This window comes from Neobacillus sp. Fa239 (genome assembly GCF_055395235.1).
The window spans coordinates 1,072,740-1,097,308 of sequence record NZ_AP041611.1; the positions used below are offsets into that span (position 1 = coordinate 1,072,740).

General features: G+C 39.6%; 24 protein-coding genes and 1 riboswitch. Of the genes, 14 read left to right on the plus strand and 10 right to left on the minus strand.

Features of this window, described 5'->3' with window-relative positions; genetic code table 11:
• Positions 1 to 467 precede the first annotated feature (467 nt).
• The 3 genes from ACZ5XR_RS05020 to ACZ5XR_RS05030 all read left to right on the plus strand — a co-directional run bounded on the left by ACZ5XR_RS05020 (position 468) and on the right by ACZ5XR_RS05030 (position 2,866).
• Entirely contained in the window at positions 468 to 1,193 is a 726-nt protein-coding gene (locus tag ACZ5XR_RS05020; protein WP_464500580.1) for an AzlC family ABC transporter permease, read from the plus strand.
• Complete coding sequence (locus tag ACZ5XR_RS05025) at positions 1,183 to 1,488, plus strand: AzlD domain-containing protein (protein ID WP_464500581.1); 306 nt, start codon at positions 1,183 to 1,185, stop codon at positions 1,486 to 1,488. Before ACZ5XR_RS05020 ends, ACZ5XR_RS05025 begins: the two co-directional genes overlap by 11 nt.
• A gap of 100 nt (positions 1,489 to 1,588) precedes the next feature.
• Positions 1,589 to 2,866, plus strand: coding sequence for a M48 family metallopeptidase (locus ACZ5XR_RS05030; protein ID WP_464500582.1), 1,278 nt, complete (start codon positions 1,589 to 1,591; stop codon positions 2,864 to 2,866).
• Positions 2,867 to 2,934: 68 nt separating this feature from the next.
• On the opposite strand, the gene ACZ5XR_RS05035 is transcribed toward ACZ5XR_RS05030, so the two are convergent.
• Positions 2,935 to 3,171, minus strand: coding sequence for an IDEAL domain-containing protein (locus tag ACZ5XR_RS05035; protein WP_464500583.1), 237 nt, complete (start codon positions 3,169 to 3,171; stop codon positions 2,935 to 2,937).
• A gap of 191 nt (positions 3,172 to 3,362) precedes the next feature.
• Here ACZ5XR_RS05035 and ACZ5XR_RS05040 point away from each other — a divergent pair, with 191 nt between their 5' ends.
• Positions 3,363 to 3,932, plus strand: coding sequence for a competence protein ComK (locus ACZ5XR_RS05040; RefSeq protein WP_464500584.1), 570 nt, complete (start codon positions 3,363 to 3,365; stop codon positions 3,930 to 3,932).
• 10 nt (positions 3,933 to 3,942) lie between these two features.
• Here the strand turns inward: ACZ5XR_RS05040 and ACZ5XR_RS05045 are convergent, their stop codons facing one another.
• Positions 3,943 to 4,308 (minus strand): hypothetical protein, encoded by a 366-nt coding sequence (locus ACZ5XR_RS05045; protein WP_464500585.1) that lies wholly within the window; start codon positions 4,306 to 4,308, stop codon positions 3,943 to 3,945.
• Between the two features lie 223 nt (positions 4,309 to 4,531).
• Here ACZ5XR_RS05045 and ACZ5XR_RS05050 point away from each other — a divergent pair, with 223 nt between their 5' ends.
• The 4 genes from ACZ5XR_RS05050 (at position 4,532) to addA (ending at position 13,623) form a co-directional block, all read left to right on the plus strand.
• On the plus strand, positions 4,532 to 5,464 hold the full coding sequence (locus ACZ5XR_RS05050) for an LCP family protein (RefSeq protein WP_464500586.1): 933 nt from the start codon (positions 4,532 to 4,534) through the stop codon (positions 5,462 to 5,464).
• A 209-nt stretch (positions 5,465 to 5,673) separates the two neighbouring features.
• The gene (gene lepB / locus ACZ5XR_RS05055) at positions 5,674 to 6,228 is read left to right on the plus strand and encodes a signal peptidase I (protein ID WP_464500587.1); all 555 of its coding nucleotides are present in this window, start codon (positions 5,674 to 5,676) and stop codon (positions 6,226 to 6,228) included.
• Between the two features lie 143 nt (positions 6,229 to 6,371).
• Positions 6,372 to 9,854, plus strand: coding sequence for a helicase-exonuclease AddAB subunit AddB (gene addB / locus ACZ5XR_RS05060; RefSeq protein ID WP_464500588.1), 3,483 nt, complete (start codon positions 6,372 to 6,374; stop codon positions 9,852 to 9,854).
• Entirely contained in the window at positions 9,847 to 13,623 is a 3,777-nt protein-coding gene (addA, locus tag ACZ5XR_RS05065; RefSeq protein ID WP_464500589.1) for a helicase-exonuclease AddAB subunit AddA, read from the plus strand. Before addB ends, addA begins: the two co-directional genes overlap by 8 nt.
• Before the next feature lie 28 nt (positions 13,624 to 13,651).
• Here addA and ACZ5XR_RS05070 read toward each other — a convergent pair whose 3' ends face one another.
• The 6 genes from ACZ5XR_RS05070 to ACZ5XR_RS05095 all read right to left on the minus strand — a co-directional run bounded on the left by ACZ5XR_RS05070 (position 13,652) and on the right by ACZ5XR_RS05095 (position 15,673).
• Complete coding sequence (locus tag ACZ5XR_RS05070) at positions 13,652 to 13,870, minus strand: spore germination protein (protein ID WP_464500590.1); 219 nt, start codon at positions 13,868 to 13,870, stop codon at positions 13,652 to 13,654.
• Positions 13,871 to 13,915: 45 nt separating this feature from the next.
• Positions 13,916 to 14,305: a spore germination protein GerPE gene (locus ACZ5XR_RS05075; protein WP_464500591.1), complete on the minus strand. Its 390-nt coding sequence runs from the start codon at positions 14,303 to 14,305 to the stop codon at positions 13,916 to 13,918.
• A complete protein-coding gene (locus ACZ5XR_RS05080) occupies positions 14,286 to 14,492 on the minus strand; it encodes a spore gernimation protein GerPD (protein ID WP_464500592.1) in 207 nt (68 codons plus the stop codon). The genes ACZ5XR_RS05075 and ACZ5XR_RS05080 overlap by 20 nt, the downstream gene beginning before the upstream one ends.
• On the minus strand, positions 14,482 to 15,105 hold the full coding sequence (gene gerPC / locus ACZ5XR_RS05085; protein ID WP_464500593.1) for a spore germination protein GerPC: 624 nt from the start codon (positions 15,103 to 15,105) through the stop codon (positions 14,482 to 14,484). The genes ACZ5XR_RS05080 and gerPC overlap by 11 nt, the downstream gene beginning before the upstream one ends.
• A 90-nt stretch (positions 15,106 to 15,195) precedes the next feature.
• Positions 15,196 to 15,435 carry a spore germination protein GerPB gene (locus tag ACZ5XR_RS05090; RefSeq protein WP_464502227.1) on the minus strand — a complete coding sequence of 80 codons (240 nt, stop codon included), beginning with the start codon at positions 15,433 to 15,435 and terminating at the stop codon, positions 15,196 to 15,198.
• A gap of 16 nt (positions 15,436 to 15,451) precedes the next feature.
• The gene (locus ACZ5XR_RS05095) at positions 15,452 to 15,673 is read right to left on the minus strand and encodes a spore germination protein (protein WP_464500594.1); all 222 of its coding nucleotides are present in this window, start codon (positions 15,671 to 15,673) and stop codon (positions 15,452 to 15,454) included.
• Between the two features lie 165 nt (positions 15,674 to 15,838).
• Between ACZ5XR_RS05095 and ACZ5XR_RS05100 the strand changes: the two genes are divergently transcribed.
• The 4 genes from ACZ5XR_RS05100 (at position 15,839) to ACZ5XR_RS05115 (ending at position 19,421) form a co-directional block, all read left to right on the plus strand.
• The gene (locus ACZ5XR_RS05100) at positions 15,839 to 16,231 is read left to right on the plus strand and encodes a globin domain-containing protein (RefSeq protein ID WP_464500595.1); all 393 of its coding nucleotides are present in this window, start codon (positions 15,839 to 15,841) and stop codon (positions 16,229 to 16,231) included.
• Positions 16,232 to 16,400: 169 nt separating this feature from the next.
• Positions 16,401 to 16,487: riboswitch (cyclic di-GMP riboswitch) on the plus strand.
• Positions 16,488 to 16,620: 133 nt separating this feature from the next.
• Positions 16,621 to 17,754, plus strand: coding sequence for a CpaF family protein (locus tag ACZ5XR_RS05105; RefSeq protein WP_464500596.1), 1,134 nt, complete (start codon positions 16,621 to 16,623; stop codon positions 17,752 to 17,754).
• Between the two features lie 303 nt (positions 17,755 to 18,057).
• Positions 18,058 to 18,966: a fumarylacetoacetate hydrolase family protein gene (locus ACZ5XR_RS05110; protein ID WP_464500597.1), complete on the plus strand. Its 909-nt coding sequence runs from the start codon at positions 18,058 to 18,060 to the stop codon at positions 18,964 to 18,966.
• Positions 18,967 to 19,058: 92 nt separating this feature from the next.
• Positions 19,059 to 19,421 carry a YisL family protein gene (locus tag ACZ5XR_RS05115; RefSeq protein WP_464500598.1) on the plus strand — a complete coding sequence of 121 codons (363 nt, stop codon included), beginning with the start codon at positions 19,059 to 19,061 and terminating at the stop codon, positions 19,419 to 19,421.
• 32 nt (positions 19,422 to 19,453) lie between these two features.
• Here the strand turns inward: ACZ5XR_RS05115 and ACZ5XR_RS05120 are convergent, their stop codons facing one another.
• Positions 19,454 to 20,017 carry a DUF2777 domain-containing protein gene (locus tag ACZ5XR_RS05120; RefSeq protein ID WP_464500599.1) on the minus strand — a complete coding sequence of 188 codons (564 nt, stop codon included), beginning with the start codon at positions 20,015 to 20,017 and terminating at the stop codon, positions 19,454 to 19,456.
• 167 nt (positions 20,018 to 20,184) lie between these two features.
• Between ACZ5XR_RS05120 and asnB the strand changes: the two genes are divergently transcribed.
• The gene (asnB, locus tag ACZ5XR_RS05125; RefSeq protein ID WP_464500600.1) at positions 20,185 to 22,032 is read left to right on the plus strand and encodes an asparagine synthase (glutamine-hydrolyzing); all 1,848 of its coding nucleotides are present in this window, start codon (positions 20,185 to 20,187) and stop codon (positions 22,030 to 22,032) included.
• Positions 22,033 to 22,121: 89 nt separating this feature from the next.
• Entirely contained in the window at positions 22,122 to 23,633 is a 1,512-nt protein-coding gene (locus ACZ5XR_RS05130; RefSeq protein WP_464500601.1) for an alpha-amylase family glycosyl hydrolase, read from the plus strand.
• A 39-nt stretch (positions 23,634 to 23,672) separates the two neighbouring features.
• Here ACZ5XR_RS05130 and ACZ5XR_RS05135 read toward each other — a convergent pair whose 3' ends face one another.
• Complete coding sequence (locus ACZ5XR_RS05135) at positions 23,673 to 24,542, minus strand: SDR family oxidoreductase (protein WP_464500602.1); 870 nt, start codon at positions 24,540 to 24,542, stop codon at positions 23,673 to 23,675.
• Positions 24,543 to 24,569: the final 27 nt, after the last annotated feature.

Sequence of the window (24,569 nt, forward strand, 5' to 3'; positions counted from 1 at the left end):
ATGAATTTACCTTATTACGGTCAAAGCAACGGCTCTGCATTGCCCAAGGAGAATGAGTTTACCTGATTACGGTCAAAGCAACAGCTGTGCATTGCCCGAGGAGGATGAATTTAGCTGATTACGGTCAATGGAACGGCTGTGCATTGCCCGAGGAGAATGAATTTACCTCATGACGGTCAAAGCAACTACTCTCTGCTTTGCCCTAGAGACTCAAAAATATAAATCGATCCTCTCTAGATTACTGTCGCATTCTTTTTTTATCCAATTCGGTCATCAAGAACCCCCCAAGATGCCCCATCAACCAAAATACCCCCAGCATCGGTCATCAAGACCCCTACGGTTGCCTCTGCTCCTAAAACAATCGTCCCCCCTTAAACTCTATAACATGTTTTTTTTATTTTCATATAATTGAAAATTTGCTAAAATTTATATTTATGAGATATTTACAACAAGCGAGGAGGGTTAAGGTGGCAGATTTAGCGTTAGAGAAAGAATCTTCCGAGTTTAAAAAAGGGGTTCAGGCGGGTGTCAGCATTGGAATTGGCTATTTTCCTATTGCTCTGACTTTCGGTCTGCTTGCAAAAACCTCGGGGCTATCCATTTATGAAACAATTCTAATGAGCTTAATTGTGTTTGCCGGTGCTTCACAATATATCGCACTAAGCCTTATTACATTTGGGACGGGGATATTTGAAATTATTTTAACGACATTCATTGTAAACATTCGTCATTTTCTGATGTCCACCTCCTTAACGGAAAAATGTGAAGAGGACAATCTTTTTAACAAACTGGTTTATTCTTTTGGGATTACCGATGAGACCTTTTCGGTTGTCGCGACAAAAGATGGAACTGCCTCAACCGCCTTTATTTTCGGTGTTATTTCAGTGTCCTACTCCAGCTGGGTTGTCTTTTCCGGAGTTGGTCATTTAATTGGAGCAAGTCTCCCGCAAACATTGCAGGAAAGCATGGGAGTCGCCCTTTATGCCATGTTCATTGGCCTGTTGGTACCATCCATGAAAAAAAGCGTAAAAGTCATTTTCCTGGCTGCCCTTTCAGCCCTTTTTAATTCAATTTTCACGATGGGGCATATCATGGCACAGGGGTGGGCTATTGTTTCGGCCACGTTAATGTCGGCCGTAATCATTGAAATGATTGAATTCATCAAAAAAAGAGGTACATACCATGAAAAGTGAAATTGTCTGGATGATTATTGGTATGGGCTTGGTTACCTATATTCCGCGAATGCTGCCGTTTGTGCTTTTTAAAGGAAAGGAGCTTCCTTCTTTTTTACAGGGGGTATTGAAAAACGTTCCTTATGCGACGCTTGGCGCACTCATTTTCCCGGGAATATTATTTATTCAAAAAGATATTTGGTATGGGGCTTTGGGAGCTGCCGCTGCCTTTATTGCCGCTTTTTTAGGGGCCAATGTGATCGTGGTTGTCCTGGGCTCCATTGCTGTTCTTGCTTTGTACTCATACTTTCTTTAAGCCGGTTATAAAAACCTGGCTTTTTTTCTTGACTAGTTCTAAATCATTGTATTTTAACTAAACTAAATATAGAGAGGTTGTACACAAAGGGGGACAAATCATGACGAGAAAAATCGGGGTCTATGCAGTATTGGCCTATTGTTTATATGGGTTGTTTTTTTATTGGTATTTATTCTATTTTGCCAATACAAAATTGCCATTTGAATATCAAGGAACGCAAGCAGACCCCGCAACATTCTTAAATGGCAGAGAGCTGATGCTCAGCGAAGAGTATTCGAAAATAAGAAATCTATTGTTCTTCTTATCGACGCCATTTGAATGGCTGTTTTACTTATTCATCTTATTATTTGGTTTTTCTAAAGCGTTCAAGCGCTGGTCGGAAAGTTCGTCAAAGTATAAATGGCTGCAAACAGCGATTTATCTTATTTGGCTGTTCTTTTTTGCCTTTATTGCCACCTTCCCATTAAACTATATAAGCTATTCACTATCAAAAACGTATCATATTTCCACACAATCCTTCCCTTCCTGGATGAAGGATGAGTTGATCGACTTTTGGATTAATTATGGTACATGGCTGATCATCGTTCCCGTTGTCTATTGGTTGATGAAAAAAAGCAATAAACGCTGGTGGCTGTATGCTTGGCTGTTGTCGATTCCCTTTACTATCTTTATGATGTTCCTTCAGCCTGTTGTGATTGACCCGTTATATAATAATTTTTATCCACTAAAAGACAAAGCGCTGGAAACAAAAATATTAACGATGGCTGATAAGGCTCATATACCGGCAAAACACGTATTTGAAGTCAATATGGCTGAAAAAACGAATGCCATGAATGCCTATGTTACGGGAATTGGCTCAAATGCCCGGATTGTCCTTTGGGATACTACATTAGACAAGCTGACGGATAAGCAAATTTTATTTATCATGGCTCATGAAATGTGTCATTACGTGGAGAAACATATTTATTTTGGGATCGCCGGCTACCTGTTACTTTCATTAATAGGCTTGTATTTAACCAACCGTTTGATGGAATGGATCATCAAAAAATGGGGAAAGGAACTGAAAATACCTAGTAAAAGGGATATCCGTTCTCTGCCGCTGTTTTTAATGATTCTTTCGGTGCTTCTGTTTTCAGCAAGCCCGTTAACAAACCTAGTGTCTCGTTATGAGGAAACACGGGCTGATAATTATGCCATTAATATGACGAAGGACCCCGAGGCGGCTATTTCTTCCTTCCAGGCCCTAACCCGTTCCGGTTTAAGCCAAGTGAATCCGCCACTTCTGGTAAAGATTTTCCGCTATGACCATCCTTCCATGCTTGATCGGATTACGAAACTTGAGGAATATGAAATCAAGCATCGCGATGCAATAAAATAAATCGATAAAAGGCTGAATGGAGCTTCCATCAGCCTTTTTCGCATAAAAAAACCGTCTTTTCAGACGGTTTAAGTTCCAAAACGTTTAATGAGTGCGGTAAACTGGCTAGAAAGCTGATAAAAGGTCTTTTTATCCTGATGATCAATGGCAAAATCAATTTTTTCCAACAATTTTTCCTTTTCGAGGTTCAGCTGGATTTCCGATAGGAGCATTTCAATGTACAAATCCTGAACGTAATTCTCTTTCCGTTGATTCCTTTTCATGGCACCAATTTTCATCAATTCCGTGTAGGATTTTTCATTCATGAAAATCACCCCTGATGCTTTTTAATATTATATGGGCTTTTTAAAATAAAATCAATTATTTTTAAAAATTTCTGAAAAATATTTCTTCATTCAGATTTTGTGAATAATTTCGTAACGATTCAATAATTTCGAGTTATCGGAAAATAAACATGATATGATGGAAAAAAATAGATTAATGGGGAGTTGTTGGAATGAAACATAAGCAAATCGAAGAATATGAAGTGAATACATGTACAATGTTTATTAAACCTATAGATTATGGTGCCAAGGTTTATACACAAATTTTTGAAGAAGACGGTGAATACCTGTCACCATTTAAACCATTAGAAATTATCAAAAAGAGCTGTGATTATTTTGGCTGTGATTATGAAAGCAGAAGGAAAGGAACGAGACAGCTGATTGGTATCACACATAAAATTCCGATTGCCATTGAACCAACTAATCGCCTCTTTTTTTTCCCAACCACATCAGCAAACCGTCAAGAGTGTATTTGGATCTCGCATGACCATGTGGAGAGTCATAAGCGCGTTGGGGAGCAGCAAACCATGATTACATTCCGCAACAAGCAATCACATCTTTTTCAGGTACCATACAGTACTATCAGTAACCAATTATTGAGGACCTCATTTTTACGAACGAAGCTTATGCAGCGAATTGAATTTAATGAGAAAAAGTCACTGTATTTTATGAACCGTCCCAGTTCAATTGAAGCGTCAGAAAATCCCCAGCAATATGGAAAAGATCTATTTCTAAAAAAATAAATACGGCTTTCTAGCGGGATTGGTGCTTCTTTAAAAAATAGCCTTCGATTAGTTCTTGGACCTTATTTCGAATTCTTGGATTAAAGTAGCTATGGTTCTCTTCATACCCCTTGTATAAAAACATATACATTGTAAAAGCATCATCCCGTTTTGTTTCTGTAACCTGAAGATTATTTTTCTTCATATATTGTTTAACCTCTTTCAGCTCCATTTGTATATCCTTCATCGTCTCCTCAATCAGCTCCAAATACGGTTTTTTTAATTTAAAGGGGCTCTTTTCAACGACAGCTAAATCACGATTTAAAACAATCAAAACCATTGGTAAATAAATCGCCTTTTCCATTATATTTCGTTCGTCGTCAGGAATTCTTGTCATTTTCGTATGAGGCACCTTTCTATTTGAAATCGAACATCCGTTCCTTTATTTTACGAAAAAATTTCTAAAAAGGCAATAGTATGGATGGTGCCGCATCTGCGAAAATTTGCAGGTGCGGTGTTTTATTTTGAATGGTAGGGGAAAATGAGTAGTAACGAAACATACGAGTGAAAATACAGTCTTAAATAAAGTGTATAAAAATTTCGAATGGATGATGGAGCGAATGAGATACGAACAAAATCAAAAAAGGAAAAGGAAGAGATGGCAGCCCATTCTGCTAACTTTTCTTTTACTGATTGCGGCCATTGTTGGTTATTCTTACTATCAATATAAACAGGGAGTTGCGGAGTCGTTAAAGCAAGTAAACAAGGCGGATAGAACGGTTTATACATTTAATGGAAAACAGGATCGGTTTGGTGACGCAAATATTCTTTTGCTTGGCAGCGACGCAAGAGGGAATGAAACCTCGAGGGCAGATACAATCATGATTGCTCACTATAATGAAGCGAAAGGAACATATAAGCTTACCTCGATCATGAGAGATAGTTATGTCGATATTCCGGGATATGGAAAGCATAAAATCAATTCTGCATTTGCCCTTGGTGGTCCTGAATTAATGAGGAAGACGATTAAAGAAAACTTTGGCATTGACCTCCAATATTATGCGATTACTCATTTTCAAGGATTTGTTCAATTAATTGACGAAGCGTTTCCAAATGGAGTAGAAATAGATGTGGAGAAGAAAATGTCAAAAAATATCGGCGTCCATTTAAATCCTGGCTTGCAGAGACTTAATGGTAAACAATTGCTTGGTTATGTCCGTTTTCGTCATGATGCCATTGGTGATTTTGGGCGTGTAAAACGCCAGCAGCAAGCAGTGAAAGCGATAGGAGATCAGCTTTCGAGTATTGAGACAATTCCGAAAATTCCTAAATTAATTGGTGTGATCACACCGTTTATCAATACAAATATGAAAACATCAGATATAATACTTATGACAAAGAACTTTTTTTCAAAAAAGAAAGGGCCAGTTGAGACCTTAAGAATCCCTATCGATAATAGCTATACAAATGCACGGGTTCCTGGAGAAGGATCCGTATTGAAAATTGATGTAGCCAAAAATAGAGAAGCACTTCAGCAATTTATCAAAAAATAAATGGATAAAAAGAACGGCAAAAATGAATGGGCCAAAATGGCAGGCAAATCGTTTTTGCCGTTTTTTTCATTAAGACCAGACTTGGTCAATATTTTGATTATTTTGGCATTATAAGAAAAGATTTGAAGTATGATTGAATAGGAGCGGGTAAAATGACCATAATGATTTGATAGATAGAAGAAATAGGCTGGAAAATGGAGGAGTTTCAGGTGAAGATTGAATGGAAAAAGGAAGGTTTGGAGTGGGCCAAGGCATTTGCGATCGGTATTATTATTTTTGCATTTATTCGGACATTTTTCTTTTCTAATTATATTGTTGAAGGGGAATCGATGATGCCGACTCTTCAAAATGGAAATAAGCTGGTGGTTGGGAAGTTGGGATATCAGATCGGAGATTTGCACCGCTTCGATGTGATTGTCTTTCATGCGAATCCAAAAGAAGATTTTGTAAAACGGATCATTGGCTTGCCGGGCGATGAAATTGTTTATAAAAACGACCAGTTATTTGTCAACGGGAAGAAGGTAAATGAACCCTTCTTGGATGTTTATAAGCATAAAACACCTGGAGTTAAATTAACCGGAGATTTTAATTTAACAGAAATAACAGGAGAAAGTAGAGTACCGGCGGGAAAACTTTTTGTCCTCGGTGATAATCGTTTAGGCAGCTGGGATAGCAGGCACTTTGGATTTATTTCAGACAGTCAGGTAGTCGGAAAGGTTGATTTGCGCTATTGGCCTTTAAACGAAATGAATATCCATTTCTAATTAATAGACACCCGGAAAAAAGAGCACAACTTCGTGCTCTTTTTTCCATTTATGGTTGAAATAATAACACCTCATTCCAAACGTTTGTGCCCTTTTTGTGGTAGAATGTGAAGTAAAGTGTTTGAGGAAGAGGAGGTTAATCCATGTCCGTAAGAATGGTAATCGGCCGGTCTGGCAGCGGGAAAACCACCATGTGTTTTCAGGAAATACATGACCGGTTATTAGAAAATCCAGCAGGCAAACCCATCATCTACATTGCTCCAGAGCAAATGACGTTTGTATCTGAATACCGCATGTCTTCTGACCCGGGAATTGGCGGAATGATTCGCGCGCAAGTATTTAGCTTTTCACGATTGGCATGGAGAATTTTGCAAGAAACAGGCGGGATTAGCCGCACACATTTAAGCAGTGTGGGAATGAACATGCTCATTCGTAAAATAATTGCTGAACAGAAGGATCAATTAACATTATTTAACCGAGCGGCAGATAAAAATGGTTTTGTTCAACAAGTTGAACAAATGATCCTGGAGTTTAAGCGATATTGTATTAAACCAGAGGAACTTATTCAAGAGTCCAATCATTTAACCAGCTCTAAAGCATTAACCGATAAATTGAATGATTTGGAAATCATCTATCGACAATTTGAAGAGGAGGTCTTTGGTAAGTATATTGATTCCGAAGACTTCCTTCAGCTGTTATCCGAAAAAATAACCGATTCCCTCTATTTAAAAGAAGCAGAAATCTATATTGATGGTTTTTACAGCTTTACACCACAGGAAATCCTGGTCATTAGGGCATTGATGAAGCAGTGTAAACGGGTAACCATCACCATGACAACAGATCAGCCCTATTTTGAGCACGTGCCAGATGAGCTAGATTTATTTCGAATGTCAAGTGAAGCCTGCTGCACGATCTATGAAGCGGCCATAGCAGCAGGCACTGAATGGGAGAAACCAATCCAGCTAAGGGAACAGAAGAAATGGTCACATGCTTCCTTATGCCATTTAGAGGAAAGGTTCGATGCCCGTCCAGCTGTTCCTTTTAATGGTCAATCAGCCGTCCATATCTGCCAGGCAGCGAATCGTAGAGCAGAAATTGAAGGAATAGCCCGTGAAATCAGGCAGTTAGTACGTACAAAGGGATACCGTTACCGGGATATTGTCCTGCTGCTCAGAAATGGCGGGGAGTATCACGACCTAATTGAACCGATATTTAATGATTACCAGATACCCTATTTTATTGATCAGAAGAGAACCATGCTAAACCATCCGCTTATTGAATTCATTCGTTCCACCCTTGAAGTAATCAATTCGTTTTGGCGTTATGAACCCGTTTTTCGGGTTATCAAAACAGAATTATTATTTCCACTTCAAGAAAATCCTGAAAAAATGCGCGAGAAGATGGATAAGCTTGAAAACTACTGTTTAGCATACGGCATAAAAGGCAGTAAATGGACGAAAAAGGACCGTTGGATTTATCGTCGCTATCGCGGCTTGGAAATGAATACGAATGTCCAAACAGATGCAGACAGGAAAGTGGAGCAGCAATTAAATGAATTAAAATTAATGGTTTCAGCACCAATCCTTAGATTGTCCAGACGTTTAAAAAAGGCAGATACAGGCCGGAAACTTTGTGAAGCAATCTATCTTTATTTAGAAGAATTAGATATACCTTCAAAGCTAGAAAATTGGAAAATGGCAGCCGAAAAAAGCGGCAATCTTGTGAAAATGCGTGAGCATGAACAAGTATGGAATGCCGTGATTGACCTCTTAGATCAGTATGTAGAAATACTGGGGGAAGAGTCAATTTCCTTAAAATCCTTTGCAGAAGTGCTGGAAGCTGGCTTTGAATCCTTACACTTTTCACTGATCCCCCCTGCAATCGACCAAGTGCTGATTGGAGATTTAGAAAAATCAAGACTATTGGATATTAAGGTTGGTTTCGTGGTCGGGGTGAATGAGGGCGTGTTACCGGCGAAAATATCGGGTGAAGGAATATTAGGTGACGATGACCGTGAAAGGCTGTTGACGGCAGGTGTAAAGGTAGCTCCAAGCAGCCGGACACGCCTATTGGATGAAAATTTCCTCGCCTATAAAGCGATGACTACGCCATCAGACCTTCTTTATGTCACCTATCCATTAGCCAATGACGAAGGAAAAGCATTAATTCCTTCTTCCTATATTAAGAGACTAAAAGAAATGTTTACAGAAGTAAACGAGCACTTCTATGTAACAGACCCAGCCGAACTTCCGGAACCGGAACAGTTGAATTTTATTTCTACTTTCGGTGCGACCATGTCTTATTTAACATCACAATTGCAATTAAAAAAACGGGGATATCCGATTTCCTCCCTTTGGTGGGATGTTTATAATTCCTATATTGGAAGTATATGGAGGCATCAGGCCAAAAAAGTCATATCCAGCCTTTTTTATTCGAATCAAGCTGTTGCCTTAACAAAGGAAACTGCGGCTGAATTATATGGAGAAACGATCCAGGCAAGTGTTTCGAGAATGGAGCTTTTTCAAGCTTGTGCCTTTTCACATTTTGTTCAGCATGGTTTAAAGCTTCGGGACCGGCAAATCTTTCGATTAGAAGCTCCTGACATTGGCGAGTTGTTCCATGCTGCCTTAAAGCATATCTCAGATATTGTGACGGAACAAAACCTTTCATGGGCACAACTGACAGGTGAGCAATGTAGGGAACTGTCAAGGGAGGCCATTAATGCGATTGCGCCAAAGCTCCAAAACGAAATATTGTTAAGCTCGGAGCGCCATCATTATATGAAAAGGAAATTGGAGCAGATTATTACCCGTGCTTCCGTCATTTTAAGTGAGCATGCGAAAGCCAGTGGTTTTTCACCGGTTGGATTGGAGCTTGGATTCGGTGCAAAAGGGGAACTGCCGCCATTAACCTTTAAGCTGAAAAATGGTAAAAGGATGGAGCTTGCCGGAAGAATCGACCGAGTGGATCAGGCTACAGATGAATCCGGCGGGGTATATTTGCGAGTTATTGACTATAAATCAAGTGAAAAAGATGTCAATCTAACAGAAGTTTATTATGGACTGGCCTTGCAAATGTTAACCTATCTTGATATTGTCCTAACCCATTCCAAACAGTTGGTGAAAATGGAAGCAACTCCAGCAGGTGTCCTTTATTTTCACGTCCATAACCCATTCATTAATACGAAAAAAATGTTAGCAATCGATGAAATTGAAAAAGAGATAATGAAAAAATTCAAGATGAATGGGTTAATGTTAAGCAATCAAAATGTGATCCGGCTAATGGATCAAACGCTGGAATCTGGCGACTCACAAATCATTGCAGCAGGATTAAAAAATGATGGTAATTTAACAAAACGCTCCAAAGTAGCCAGTTTAAATGAATTTGCAGACCTTAGACATTATGTGCGCAATTTATATCAAAAGACTGGGGACTCCATTATCGATGGTCAGGTTCATATTACTCCTTATAAACTAAAGGATAAGACAGCCTGTACGTTTTGTTCCTATAAATCAGTTTGTCATTTTGACGAATCCATTGAAACAAATCGCTATCGTATTTTAGAGCCCCAATCAAATGATGATATTTTTAACTTAATCAGAAGGGAGGCGCACGATCATGAATAACCTGGGAATTCCACCAAAACCAGAAGATTCAACCTGGACTTTTGACCAATGGAAAGCAATATACGCGAATAATAAAGATATTCTCGTCGCTGCAGCAGCAGGGTCCGGAAAAACCGCTGTCCTTGTTGAAAGAATCATCCAAAAGCTGCTCTCAACGAATGACCCAATGGACGTGGATGAGCTGCTGGTCGTGACCTTTACGAATGCATCAGCAGCAGAAATGCGGCACCGGATTGGTGAGGCTCTTGAAAGTGCGATTAATCATGATCCCGAATCGCGCCATTTAAGGAGACAGCTTAGCTTATTGAATAAAGCTTCTATTTCCACGCTGCATTCCTTTTGTATGGAAGTCATTCGTCAATATTATTACTTAATCGATGTGGATCCGGGCTTTCGCATTGCGGATCAGATGGAAGCACAGTTAATTAGTGATGAAGTACTCGATGAATTGTTCGAAGAAGAATATGGAAAAGAAGAAAATGAAGCATTTTTTAACTTGGTGGATACATTTACTGGTGATCGTAGTGATACTGCCCTTCAGGAAATGATCCTCTCCATCTTCGAATTTGCCAGAGCAAATCCCATGCCGGAAAAATATCTGCAATCCATCGTGGATATGTATGATGTTTCCGCTATTTCGAAGCTGGAAGAACTGCCCTTTTTTCAAGAACTGCGGCATGATGTTGAACTGCAATTAGAAGGAACGAAGGAGTTGCTAAACAAAGGACTTCAGATCGCTCAGCTCCCTGGAGGACCGGCGCCTAGAGAAGAAAACTTTATAGATGACCAAAAGACTTTAGATACAATGATCTTAGCGAGCAAAGAATCATGGGATGCTCTTTATCAAGCGATGCAATCATGGGCTTTTTCAAGGGCTAAGCCGGTAAAAGGTGACCAATATGATAAAGACTTGACAGCCAAAGCGCAGAAGCTTCGGGAAAAGGCCAAAAAGAAACTGACCGATTTGAAGGATGAATTCTTCTCAAGAAAACCTGAAAGCTTTTTACGCGATATGGCCGAAATGCACCCGTTAATTGAAACGTTAATCACTTTAGTTAATGCCTTCTCCAATCGGTTTGAAAAGGCGAAAAGGGAAAAAGGGCTTGTGGACTATTCCGATTTGGAGCATTACTGCCTGGAAATCTTACTAGAAAAAAATGCGAATGATGGTGAGTTTCTGCCTTCTGAAGCGGCATTAGCTTACCGCAGGCATTTTAAAGAGGTTTACGTGGATGAGTATCAAGATACGAACATGGTACAGGAGACGATCTTAAAGCTTGTCGCGAAAGTAGATGAGCGAAATGGAAACCTATTTATGGTCGGTGACGTCAAGCAATCCATTTATCGTTTTCGCTTGGCCGAGCCTAACCTTTTTTTAAGTAAGTATAATCGATTTCGCTTAGACGGAGAAGAATCAGGCCTTAGAATTGATTTGGCGCGAAATTTCCGCAGCCGGAAAGAAGTGCTTGATGGAACCAACTTTTTATTTAAGCAGATTATGGGTGTCAAGGTAGGGGAAATCGACTACGACGAAGCGGCTGAATTACGAACTGGTGCCCCCTATCCTTCGGTTCAGCCCTATCCTGTAGAAGTGTTGCTGATCGATCAGAAGGTCGTGAATCCTGAGCAACCAGAGGAAGAAACAGCAGAAAATGAGACCCCTTCTGAATTGGACCCTGTTGACTTAGAAAAGTCGCAACTTGAAGCAAGAGTAATGGCGTCAAAAATAAAAGAATTAGTTTCAGAGGGGAAACTTATTTATAATACGAAAACGAAAAGCGATAAGCCTCTGATGTATCGGGATATTGTCATCCTGCTTCGGTCGATGACTTGGGCGCCGCAAATCATGGAGGAATTTAAACAGCAGGGGATTCCCATTTATGCCAACTTATCAACCGGATATTTTCAAGCTACAGAAGTATCAATCATGCTTTCTTTGCTGCGTGTTATTGATAATCCATTCCAGGACATACCATTAGCATCTGTTTTACGTTCACCAATTGTGGGACTAAATGAAGAAGAACTCTCCCTTATTCGAATTCATCATAAGCAGGGCTCGTATTGGGAGGCCATGAGTGTTTTTTGTCGAAACAAACCAACATCAGTGATGGAAGGCTTATACGAAAAGGTCCGCCGCTTTTATGATTTTTTGAAGGAATGGCGTTCAATCGCGAGGCTTGGTTCGCTTTCTGAATTAATTTGGCAATTATACCGGGATACACAGTTTTATGATTTTGTCGGGGGCCTGCCAGGCGGAAAGCAACGGCAAGCGAATTTAAGAGCCTTATATGACAGGGCAAGGCAATATGAACAAACTTCGTTTCGAGGATTATTTCGGTTTTTGCAGTTTATCCAAAGGATGGTTGAAAGAGGAGATGACCTTGGTGCTGCCAGAGTTCTTGGAGAGCAGGAGGATGTTGTTCGGATCATGACCATCCATAGTAGTAAAGGACTGGAATTTCCGGTTGTTTTTATTGCAGGGACATCGAAAACTTTTAATATGACTGACATTCGAAAATCGTTCATGCTGGATAAGGAATACGGTTTTGCTGCTAAATATGTCAATGCAGAGAAAAGAATTACCTACCCATCTCTGCCGCAAATGGCTTTCAAACGAAAGAAGAAAATGGAAATGCTTGCAGAGGAAATGAGAGTTTTTTATGTAGCGTTGACAAGGGCGAAAGAAAAGCTTTATTTGATTGGTACTACTAAGGATTTAAACAAAAGCTTGGAACAATGGAATGATGCTCTCTCCAATATAGACTGGCTGTTAAAGGACTATGACAGAGCAGCAGCAGTATGCTATTTAGATTGGATTGGGCCGGCGCTGATTCGCCATCAGGACTGTGGTGAGTTACGATTAGAAGATTGTAATGTTTCATCTGTTCCACAAGAAATCAACTGCCACCCTTCCAGATGGAAAATATCTATTCTGAATGCTGAGGAAATAAAACGACAAGAGATCTTGCACGAAAAGGAAGACGACCAATTACTGGAAATTCTGAGGAGATCTGAGCCGATTCCGGTTGAATCCATATTTGCTGATGATATTCATGAGCGGCTAACTTGGGAATATTCTTTTCGAGATGCCTCAAAACATCGTTCAAAACAGTCCGTTTCAGAATTGAAGCGGCAGAGGGAATTGATGGATGAACAAAGTGGAACAGATCTTATTCAAAAGTTTAAGAAGTCGATCCAGAAGCGGCCAAAGTTCATGCAGGAAAAAACGTTGAGTCCAGCCGAACGTGGTACAGCCATGCATATGGTTATGCAGCATGTAGATTTGACAACATCCATTACAAATGAAAGCATCAAAGATCAATTGTCCTGGATGGTAAACAATGAATTATTAACAAAAGAGCAAGCAGAGATCATTGACAGCCATCTAATTGTCCAATTCTTTCAATCTTCATTGGGAAAAAGGTTATTGCAGGCTCGGGAAGTAAACCGGGAAGTTCCTTTTACACTATCCCTTCCGGCTAGTACTGTTTATCCTTCATGGGGAGGAGCGGATGAATCTATATTTATTCAAGGGGTTATCGATTGTATTTTTGAAGATGATCAGGGGCTCGTTCTTCTTGACTTTAAAACGGACGGGATTACAGATCGCTTTAAAGGTGGATTTGAGCAGGCAAAACCTATTATGGAAGACCGCTACAGGCTGCAAATTAATTTATATGCGAAGGCGATAGAACAAATTTGGAAAAGAAAAATCAATGAAAGGTACTTATTTTTCTTTGATGGGGCCCATGTGTTAAAGATTGAATAGGAAAGAGGATGACGTATTGTCATCCTCTTTAATTATTTCCGATTGTAGGCTGGTCAATGAGATTGGTGTCAAGGACATTCGTTCCGCTGATCCCGTTATTTGTTACGATAATTCCCCCGGTATTAAAGCCCCCGGAGCCGCCATAAGTCTTGGAGCTGCTCTTTGGGGAGATATAAACGGTATCGCCGAATTGGACAACCCCTCCACCTACGTTAACGATTTGTACTGGCCCAATTATCGCTGGCATCTAAAAACATCCTTTTCATTAGAACTGCCACGTTATTTTATGCAACTAACGCACATCCTGCTCATGCCCTTCCAGATTTTCCTGGCGAATATGTTTAATTCTTACCTCCATAGAGACATTTCGAGTGTTTCCAACATGTAAAATCGATGAAGACGAAATTCCAATGATATCAATTTCATTTACTTTAATAACAGGTTTGGGATTGTGGGTGAAAGTTGAAATCTGTTCATCGATCGGAGGTAACGGAATAGGCTTTGTAAACACTGAATAAGAGGAGAAATTCCCTTCATTACCGTAAAACACTTCAGCTTCTCTTTGAACGGCTAATGCGCGGGAGTATCCATTCGTAATACAGGAATCTCCAAGCTGTATGATGGAAGAGTAGGATAAAATCATTACCTTTAATTTGTCAACGTTAGAGATTCGTTGTAGCATATCCCGGGGTCACATCCGGCTGCAAAGGAACAAACGGCCCAATTATTAAAGATTCTGCAGGTGTATCAAATGCGGAGGCGAGCTGAATGGTTTCTGTATCACCCACCAGGACTAGCGACGAGCTTGCAACGCCCGTAATATAAATGCTTCCAACGACTAAATCCCGATTATAGACTTCAAAGTTCATTTGTGTTCATTCCTTTCATATTTTCTGGAAGATTATTGAAAAATACATATACACCATTTTGAATTTCCTGCTTTATCGTTTCAATAATCATATTCTCGGTTTCAGGGGAATTTTGAGTTGATCGATTTTGGGCAAGGCTCGCTTTTAAATGATATTCAATCCTGTTTGGCAGCTGTTTGATAATATCCTCCTTGATGAAGGAAAGGTAAGATTCATCTGGGAGAATGTTTAATTTTTGTTTTGCCTCTTCCACTACCTGAGGCAGGTCTACTTCCAAATAGCGATAGATTGCCTCTTCTATTTTCATTGAACGCTGCATTTGTGCCTTAGGTGTAACGGGAGTGTTTAATGATTGATTTTGTACCGCAAAGTCCTCGATTCCTGACAAATCATTTGGATTTAATCCAATGGTTAACGTACCCTCGAGTGTTTCTACCTTCAATTGATCAAATTTATATTCAATTTTATCCACATGAATGGCTTGCCGTTCATTTAATTGCTTCATTTCTTCCTTCATTTTCGTAATGATCGCCTCTAATGCGGAGATTCTATTTTCTTGTGTTTGAATATACATCTGCAGCCATTGAAGGTATTGGTATAAATCTTGATACATTAAATCACCCCATTAGTCATTCTCCTTTTCACCTAAAGTAAATATATGCATGAAAGCCTTCATACAGTTGTAAAAATCTCATTTTGCTTTTTACGTCCTGACTGGTGCTTGTAATGGTACGGAAGGGGCAAGTAAGGCGGATGATGAAGGAGCGGACACCTCACCAGGTTTTTTTGCAGCCGGTGCCGGTGCCGTAAATCCTCCGGTATTATACAAATAGGCGGCAGGTTTAATAATTCCGGCACTGCCAATTTGAAGGACAGAGGAATTTGTGATCCCGCCAATTTTAATAAAATTGATATGAATCGATTGTTGGATGTAAAAATTCATCATAACCACCCATTCATCACATATTTAAGAAATTGGCTTGATCAATAACGTCTGGGTCTGTTGTATTGGTGGAGCTTAATTGATTGTGGACATCCAATCTCTCGCCCGTATTAAAAGAACCAGCCCCGGAAAAAGTTTTTGCAGTAGCAAATGGCATAATTTTATAAACATCACCAATATGGAATATCGAACTGCTTCCAAGAGTAATGACTTGCGCTACTCCGACAATTGCTGGCATTTGCAACACCCTTTTTTTAGTTTCTTTACCTATCTTATGTATAGGCGGATGTAATGTGATTCATTCGCCCAAAATAATTTAAAGGATATTAGTGTGATATATATCACAAAATGTAAGGCTAAATAACCTTATAATTATCAGTAAAGATAAGAGTAGGTGAAAAACATGGAATACCCATTTAAAACGCTTTATAGTGAAATAGGCGGGCAAGAAACAATTGACGAGCTTGTTAATGCTTTTTACCCACGTGTATATGCAGATAAAGATTTAAGCCCTTTATTTGAAGGGGATATGCAGGAAATTATGAGGAAACAGCGAATGTTTTTATCACAATTTCTAGGCGGTCCGCCCCTGTACAGCATGGAATTTGGCCCACCAGCTATGAGGGATCGTCATTTGCCATTTGAGGTTACACCAAAACGGGCAAAAGCTTGGCTTCGCTGCATGAAAGAAGCCTTTCAGGAAATTGGTCTTGACGAAAATCCTGCCGGCCTTGCTTTTTATGACCGCTTGACACAGGTCGCAGGGATTATGGTCAATAGTCCTGATCAAGAGTAAAATTGAATTAATTTTCGACGAATTATTAATATTTATATGGTGAAAAGATTAAAAATAGTTCTTAATACCTGTATGTTTGTCTATTAAATAGTGGAAAAGTAGGATATTCGATAACGTTAAAACAATTTATTATGTGAGTAAGAGATCAGTCAGAATATTAAACACTGGTTCTCGATAAAGGCAAAGCTGATGAAAATCAGTGACGCAAAGCTATAGGGGCTACAGTGCAGTGTCACTATGCCAGCCAGTTACCGAAAGAATTAGGGTGTTTTACCACAGGTATTCTATATGGACATGGATCTACCCATGTTTTTTCAGTAGGATCCCAGTGTCAGCCAACCCCCCTTTCGGAAAAGGGGGGTATTTCAATTGCTTGGAGGTGAATTTCGGTGAAAGTTGAGGATATGACAAATGCAAATGAGCAGAAAGCGTTTATTAACGACCTGACAGGATTAGAACCAATTAATCTGCTCCTATTAGATGAAGATATATCGGAAATCATGGTTAATGGACCAAACCAGGTATATTGTGAGAGTAAGGGTAAATTGATGTTATCGTCTATACATTTTCGTGATAATGAACATGTGATGAATGTCATTAAAAAAATGGCCAATGTACTAGGTAGGGAAATAGACGAAAACTCGCCAATGATCGATGCCAGACTTTCCGATGGGTCGAAGGTTAATGCAATTATACCCCCTTTGGCATTAAATGGACCGACACTTACCATTCGAAAATCACCAAAAGCTCCTCTTCAAATCAATGAATTAATTCACCTGGGAACAATTACAAAAGAGATTGCTATTTTCCTTGAGGCATGTGTAAAGGCAAAGGTAAATATTTTTGTCAGCGGTGGCACAGGGTCCGGAAAAACAACAACATTAAATACCCTTTCAAATTTTATTCCGAATGATGAAAGAATCGTAACTGTGGAAGAAATAGCTGAGCTTCAATTAGGCCTGGAACAAGTCGTTTCACCTGCATCGAATCACTCAGGTATTGAAAGTAAAAGCGGCAATTCGATTCATGACCTTGTTAGTAAATCATTTGGGATGAAGCCAGACCGTGTCATTATAGGTGAAGTGCGAGGAGAGGATGCACTTGATATGCTGCAGATGATGAAGGGCGGACTTAAAGGCTCTCTTGCTACTGTTCTCTCAAACTGCCCTATGGATTTGATTTCCAGATTGGAAACGATGATTCAATTAACAGGAGTGGACTTGACGGTAAAGGACATTCGTGAAGAAATCGTCGAAAAGATTGATATCATCATCCACCAATCACGGTTAAAAGACGGGTCAAGGAAAATTATAAACATTACAGAAGTACAAGGTCTGGATGGGGATAATATAAAACTTCAAGATATCTTTATCTATAAACAAGATGGGGTAAATGCAGAGGGTAAAATTATCGGTCAAATAATGCCAACAGGTGTAAAGCCAAAACTTCTTGAACGGATTCAAGAATCAGGAATCAATATACCTTCGACTTTATTTAAAAGCTATGTAAAAGGCGAATGGTGATTTTCTACAACCGTTGATTGGAGCGGAGGGCACTCGACTCCTGCGGGATGAAGCGGTCACGGGAGACCCCGCAGGCGCGATAGCGCTGAGGAGGCTCCCGGACTTCCCCGCGGAAAGCGAGCGCCAGGAGCGGAAATCAACATCCAAGTTTAACGGAGCCTTTAAAAAAGCATTAGTTGAGAATATTCTCTACATGATTTACAAAGATCTGAAGATAATATCTGAAGGTCTTTTTTTGAGATTAAAAAATTCAAATTTGTTAGCATGCTCCGTTTCTTTTAAACTATTGTTGAGGTGATTAACATGAGATTTGTTACTTTTAGACAAGAAAATGAACCATTTGTTGGAATTGTTCATTCAGATGGTACAAAAGTGCTCCCCATTGAGAAGGCAGAAAAAGCAAAATCAGGATATTCCCGATTTCCATCCACATTGCTTGAATGCATTGCCCTTGGTGATGGCTTTATTAATGAGATAAAAGCATTACTTGAATGGGTACATAGCGAGCCTAATGAAGAATCACTCTATTTGCCGCTGGCAGATATTGAATTGCTTGCTCCAATTCCAAGGCCCGCTAAAAATATTTTTTGTGTCGGAAAAAATTACGCAGACCATGCCATAGAAATGGGGAGCGCAAAAGATATCCCCGAACATGTGATGGTTTTTACAAAAGCACCAACATCGGTGACCGGACCAAACTCCGTCGTACTTAATCATAAATCGGTTACAAATGAACTTGATTATGAAGGTGAATTAGCGATAGTGCTTGGCAAACAGGGGAGGGCCATTAAAAAGGAAGAAGCACTTGATTATGTTTTTGGCTATACCATTATCAATGATATAACTGCAAGGGATTTACAATCCAGACATAAGCAATTTTTTATTGGAAAGAGCCTTGATACCACTTGTCCAATGGGACCATGGATTGTGCATAAAACCCTGATTGAGAGTCCCAATCAACTCGATATCGAAACCAAAGTAAATGGGGAAGTAAGGCAAAGCTCCAATACGAAAAATTTTATTTTTTCCATTGAAGAGATCATCTCGGTTTTATCTGCCGGAATGACCCTTGAACCTGGAGATATCATTGCAACAGGTACACCAGCGGGAGTCGGTAAAGGCTTTAAACCGCCAAAATTTTTAAAAGCGGGAGATCAACTTGAAATTACAATTGAAAAAATTGGTTCGTTAATAAATACAATTGAGAATTAATTCTTTTAGTTGTCATAATTTCAGACTTATTTTTTAGTATTTTATTTTTGCCTATGATATGATGGTTTCGACTATACATAAGGAGGCAATATATGATTCACCTGCATATTACCGCATGGCTTATAGCTCTAATCTTATTTTTTGTTTCGCTGTCCTTACAGAAAAAAGGTAATGAAAAAGGCGCGAAAATTTTAAAAATGATTATCAGGGTGCTTTATTTGGTGATTATTGGGACAGGCATTATGCTATTCCCACATCATTATTCCTATCTAACAAAATGGTATGTTTTAAAGGTAATAGGCGGTCTATGGGTTATTGCAACCGTTGAGATGATTTTATCACGCGTTGCCCATAACAGAAGGACCTCTGTTTTTTGGTTTCAGTTCATCGTGGCCCTTGCACTAGTTTTCTATCTAGGCTTTGCGGTTTTACCGTTATCCTTTCTTCATCCATAGAAAAAAGCTGCCCTTATCGGCAGCTTTTTTAGCTATGAAATCATTTTTTCAATAATTAATCTCTTCCCAGTATTTAAGGTGAATTCAAAGCGGTCGTTGACTTTCTCAAAGTAGAAGAAATGGTGTTGAACATTGCAAATTTGTTCCTGATTGTCAAAAACAATAAAATTAACTCCATCCTTTCGCTGTGTATCAGAGAGAAAGGAAAGATGATTGTAACAATAGATGCAGTCGTAAATCGAAAAACCTAATGAATTTAACGTAGTAACAAACTGGAAAAATGCATCATCATTAATCCCATCTAATAATCTCTCTAAGGAATAAACTAAATGCTTCCGAATTCTGATCAGGTCATGGTCACGAAGCATTGTCGTTTCGGTGCCAATCCGAATTTTCCCTGATTCAAACAAAATTCCTTTCTTCCAACGATTCATTCGAAAAATTTCTATTTCTTGATGAAGCGAATCATCGAGCATGGTTGCCTCTTCAGATTCTTCATCAAAAAATATCCATTGGTCATTAATTTGTTCAACGCTTCCTTCGATATAAGCTCTTTGTTGATTATCGTATAGTTTTCTTCGCTGCTGTCGATTCATCCTTTAACCTCCGTGCCAGTTGCTTTCATTCTTCTTTGTAGACATCTTCCTCCAAATTTATAACACCATCCGGAATATTTAGGACAATTAACCAATCCATGCTGGCTGAATAGTATAAAACATGAAATTTTGAACAGCAGTTTGGATTGTTGAAAGGAGATTATATCGTGTGTGGAATTTCCGGATGGATTGATTATCAAAAAGTAATAGGATATGAAACGGATATACTTACAAAAATGGCAAATACATTGGCAAAAAGAGGTCCTGATGAAACAAACATCTGGACGAATACGCATGTTGGTTTTGGCCATAAGCGGCTAATCGTTGTCGACCCAGCAGGCGGGAGGCAGCCAATGTCAAAACAAAAGGACGGTTTTGATTACACCATTTGTTATAATGGTGAGTTATACAATACTGAAGATATCCGTAAAATTCTCCTTACTAAAGGATATTCGTTTAATGGCCATTCTGATACAGAAGTACTGTTAACTGCCTATATAGAATGGGCGGAAGAATGTGTCCATCACTTAAATGGAATTTTTGCTTTTGCGATATGGGATGGAAAAAAGGAACAGTTGTTTATCGGCCGTGACCGTTTAGGTGTTAAACCGTTATTTTTTACCGAGCACCAAAAAGGTTTTCTGTTTGCTTCGGAAATCAAGGCGATCTTAGCACATCCCGAAATCAAAACGGAAATCGATGCAGAAGGACTTGCAGATATTTTCGGGGCAGGACCATCGCGTTCACCAGGATCAGGGATTTTTAAAGGAATTAAAGAACTCCGGCCAGCCCATGCGTTAACTTTTTCAAAAAATGGTTTAAAAGTTTGGCGTTATTGGAATGTGAAGAGTGAAGAACATCATGAAAATGCAGAAGAAACGGCAGAAAAAGTACGTTATTTAGTATCAGATGCGGTGACAAGACAGCTCGTTTCTGACGTACCTTTATGTACCTTTCTATCAGGCGGTCTTGATTCCAGTATTATTACGGCAATTGCTGCTACTGGATTTAGTGATCAAGGAAAAGGGCAGCTTCATACGTATTCTATTGATTATGAGGGAAATGATCTTCATTTTGCTGCCAATGAATTTCAGCCTGCTGCCGATAGCATATATATTCAAATGCTGTCAGAGCGGTATAAAACGATGCATCACGAAAAAATCATTTCTCAAGAACAGCTTGCCCATGATTTAATCGAAGCCTGCCATGTTCGCGATTTCCCTGGCATGGCCGATATTGATTCTTCCCTGCTATGGTTTTGCAAGGAAATTAAAAAAGATTTTGTTGTGAGTCTTTCAGGGGAATGTGCAGATGAGATTTTTGGCGGTTATCCGTGGTTCCATCGAAAACAAGATCTGGAGCGTCCAGGTTTTCCATGGATGCGTTCCGTTTCCGAACGGCAGAATTTGTTAAAATCTCATTGGCAGGATAAATTAAAACTCAATGAATTTGTCATGGCGAAATATCAAGAAGCGATAAATGAAACACCGAGGCTGGATGGAGAAAGTGTGGAAGAGGCTAAGCGGCGCGAGCTCTTTTATATAAATATGATTTGGTTTATGACCACATTGCTTGACCGAAAAGACCGAATGAGTATGGGAGCAAGCCTGGAAGTCCGCGTTCCATTTGCCGATCATCGTTTAGTGGAGTATGTTTGGAATATTCCATGGGATTTAAAAATGTATCGTGGCAGGGAGAAGGGTATTCTTCGCAAAGCGTTTGAAGGAGTATTGCCGGAGGATGTACTATATCGCAAGAAAAGTCCTTATCCAAAAACCCATAATCCAGCGTATACAGCGGCCGTACAAACATTAATGAAGGAAATCTTAAAGGATAAAACATCGATTTTACACGAATTTTTTAATCGGGAATATTTACAAAGTATTGTCGATACAGGTGGAAATGCGTTTAAAGAACCATGGTTTGGCCAGCTGATGACAGGGCCGCAATTATTGGCCTACTTTGTGCAACTGCACACTTGGTTTAAAGATTATCAGATTAACATTGTAAACTGAGGATATTTTTGGATTTTTAGGAATTTTTCGATTAAAATGAATGTAGGGAAGAGGGAATCCTCTTCCCTTTTTATGAGGAGGAAAAATATATGAAGAAAGTTATTTTCATCATGATTTCAATTCTATTACTATCATCTGCATCTGCAAATGCAGCAGTAAAGAAAGCAAATCGCTTATGGCAGGATGAATCGATTTATTCAATCATGATTGACCGCTTTAATGATGGCGACACCACAAATAATCGGGATGCAGACAGAAAGAATCCCAATACATATAATGGCGGGGACTTTCAGGGAATCATCGACAAACTGGATTACATTCATAATATGGGATTTACCGCCATACGCCTTACACCGATCTTTGACAATGCTTCTAAAGGCTATCATGGTTATTGGGTTAATGATTTTTATAAAACGGACGAGCATTTTGGATCGATCGAGACTTTTGAAAAACTTGTAAAAGAAGCGCATAAACGAAAAATGAAGGTCATTATTGATTTTGTTACGAATAATGTTGCACCTAATCAAAAGTGGGTATCCGATCCAGCTAAGCAAACTTGGTTCCATCCTAAACTTGCCATTCACAAAGGAAGCAATCAAAAGGAGCTTGAGAATGGCTGGGCAGACGGTTTGCCGGACCTAAATCAGGACAACCCTGCAGTGAAAAAGTATTTAATTGACGCGGCAAAATGGTGGATCAAGAAAACCGATATAGACGGCTACAGTTTGCCAGAGGTAAATATGGTGCCTGTCACCTTTTGGCGTGATTTTTCAAAAGAAGTGAAGAGTGTGAAAAAGAACTTTTTTCTTATAGGAGAAATGGCCAAAAATACACAGCCGGATTTGAAAAACTATGAAAATGTCGGTATTGACAGTATGTTTAATGGACAGCTAAGCAATGATTTAAGAGGAGCTTTTGCGAACACCGATCAATCGTTTGCCGGTTTAGATAAGACTGCTCACTCCTATTTATCGGCTAATTTTCTTGATAATGAAAATACAACAAGATTTACTCATGATATTGTGGAGAACAGACAATTACCAGGCGCACGCTGGCAAATGGCACTCGTTTATTTATTTACAACGCCTGGTATTCCTGTTGTTTATTATGGCAGTGAAATTGCCTTAAATGGCGGCAATATCCCGGATAATCGCCAGCAAATGACCTTTCGGGAGGACACAGACATCATTGATTATTTAACAAAATTAGGGGAATTAAGAAACCAATTGCCGTCACTCACCAGGGGTACGTTTGAAGTGATTTATGAAAAATCAGGGATGGTGGTCTATAAACGTTTCTATAAAGGGGAAACTTCGGTTATTGCGATTAACAACACAAAAAAATCTCAAGATGTTTCGATCCCAACAGACAAGCTTAAAGCCGGAAAAGAGCTTCGCGGGCTTCTAGGCGGGGATAAGGTCAATGAGGATAGAGGACATTATAAGATCATCCTGGACCGTGATAATGCAGAAATTTATGTTTTAGCAGACAAATCAGGACTAAATATTCCATTAATCGCTTCATTAACCATTGTGTACATTTTAGTCGGAATTTTCTTAGTGCTTCTTTTTAAGAGAAGAAGAAGATTTGAAGAAAAGTAAAACAAACGAGGCTGTCCTTTTAGGACAACCTCGTTTTTGTTAGCCATTCACAATCTCCCCGCCATTGATGTGTATCATTTGCCCGCTTATATAGGAGGAATCATCGGACGCCAGGAAGACATAGGCCGGGCCAAGTTCGTATGGCTGCCCTGCCCTCCCCAAAGCGGTTGTTGACCCGAATTGGGCAACTTGGTCGGCAGTAAAAGTAGATGGAATGAGCGGGGTCCAAATGGGGCCCGGCGCTACTCCATTTACTCTGATCCCTTGGGATGCCAGCTGCAGTGCTAGCGAACGGGTAAAGCTGACAATCGCCCCTTTGGTCGAAGAATAATCCAATAGCTCTTCATGTCCTTTATAGGCTGTAATGGAAGCTGTATTGATGATAGAAGCACCCTTCTTTAAATGAGGGAGAACCATTTTTGTCATATAAAAAAAGGAGAAGATATTGGTTCGGAATGTCTTTTCAAGCTGTGCCGCTGTGATATTCAGCAAACTCTTCTGCGGATGCTGCTCGGCGGCATTGTTCACTAATATATCAATTTTACCGAAGCTGTTCAAAACTTGATTGACAATCTCCTTGCAAACATCCTCACTGCCAATATCATCAGCGAAAAGCAAACACTGCCTGCCTTCCGCTTCGATTATCCTCTTTGTTTCCTCCGCATCATTTTGTTCATCTAAATAGATAATCGCGACATCTGCACCTTCTTTAGCAAAATAAATGGCCGCGGATTTTCCAATTCCGCTATCGCCTCCGGTAATAATCGCTGTTTTCCCTGCCAGCTTTCCACTGCTTTTATAATTTGGATCGACGGAAACGGGAAGGGGATTCATTTCACTTTCAATCCCGGGCTGACGATTTTGATGCTGCGGCGGGAAAACATTCTTAGGCTGTTTCGTACTGCTCATGTGAAAATCCCTCCAAGTTTTTGAGTC

Coding starts and splice junctions, on each gene's coding strand:
- ACZ5XR_RS05025 (WP_464500581.1), top strand. CDS start 1,183: ATGAAAAGTGAAATTGTCTGGATGATTATTGGTATGGGCTTGGTTACC.
- ACZ5XR_RS05030 (WP_464500582.1), top strand. CDS start 1,589: ATGACGAGAAAAATCGGGGTCTATGCAGTATTGGCCTATTGTTTATAT.
- ACZ5XR_RS05035 (WP_464500583.1), bottom strand. CDS start 3,171: ATGAATGAAAAATCCTACACGGAATTGATGAAAATTGGTGCCATGAAA.
- ACZ5XR_RS05040 (WP_464500584.1), top strand. CDS start 3,363: ATGAAACATAAGCAAATCGAAGAATATGAAGTGAATACATGTACAATG.
- ACZ5XR_RS05045 (WP_464500585.1), bottom strand. CDS start 4,308: ATGACAAGAATTCCTGACGACGAACGAAATATAATGGAAAAGGCGATT.
- ACZ5XR_RS05050 (WP_464500586.1), top strand. CDS start 4,532: ATGAGATACGAACAAAATCAAAAAAGGAAAAGGAAGAGATGGCAGCCC.
- addB (WP_464500588.1), top strand. CDS start 6,372: ATGTCCGTAAGAATGGTAATCGGCCGGTCTGGCAGCGGGAAAACCACC.
- addA (WP_464500589.1), top strand. CDS start 9,847: ATGAATAACCTGGGAATTCCACCAAAACCAGAAGATTCAACCTGGACT.
- ACZ5XR_RS05070 (WP_464500590.1), bottom strand. CDS start 13,870: ATGCCAGCGATAATTGGGCCAGTACAAATCGTTAACGTAGGTGGAGGG.
- ACZ5XR_RS05075 (WP_464500591.1), bottom strand. CDS start 14,305: ATGCTACAACGAATCTCTAACGTTGACAAATTAAAGGTAATGATTTTA.
- ACZ5XR_RS05080 (WP_464500592.1), bottom strand. CDS start 14,492: ATGAACTTTGAAGTCTATAATCGGGATTTAGTCGTTGGAAGCATTTAT.
- gerPC (WP_464500593.1), bottom strand. CDS start 15,105: ATGTATCAAGATTTATACCAATACCTTCAATGGCTGCAGATGTATATT.
- ACZ5XR_RS05090 (WP_464502227.1), bottom strand. CDS start 15,435: ATGAATTTTTACATCCAACAATCGATTCATATCAATTTTATTAAAATT.
- ACZ5XR_RS05095 (WP_464500594.1), bottom strand. CDS start 15,673: ATGCCAGCAATTGTCGGAGTAGCGCAAGTCATTACTCTTGGAAGCAGT.
- ACZ5XR_RS05100 (WP_464500595.1), top strand. CDS start 15,839: ATGGAATACCCATTTAAAACGCTTTATAGTGAAATAGGCGGGCAAGAA.
- ACZ5XR_RS05110 (WP_464500597.1), top strand. CDS start 18,058: ATGAGATTTGTTACTTTTAGACAAGAAAATGAACCATTTGTTGGAATT.
- ACZ5XR_RS05115 (WP_464500598.1), top strand. CDS start 19,059: ATGATTCACCTGCATATTACCGCATGGCTTATAGCTCTAATCTTATTT.
- ACZ5XR_RS05120 (WP_464500599.1), bottom strand. CDS start 20,017: ATGAATCGACAGCAGCGAAGAAAACTATACGATAATCAACAAAGAGCT.
- ACZ5XR_RS05130 (WP_464500601.1), top strand. CDS start 22,122: ATGAAGAAAGTTATTTTCATCATGATTTCAATTCTATTACTATCATCT.
- ACZ5XR_RS05135 (WP_464500602.1), bottom strand. CDS start 24,542: ATGAGCAGTACGAAACAGCCTAAGAATGTTTTCCCGCCGCAGCATCAA.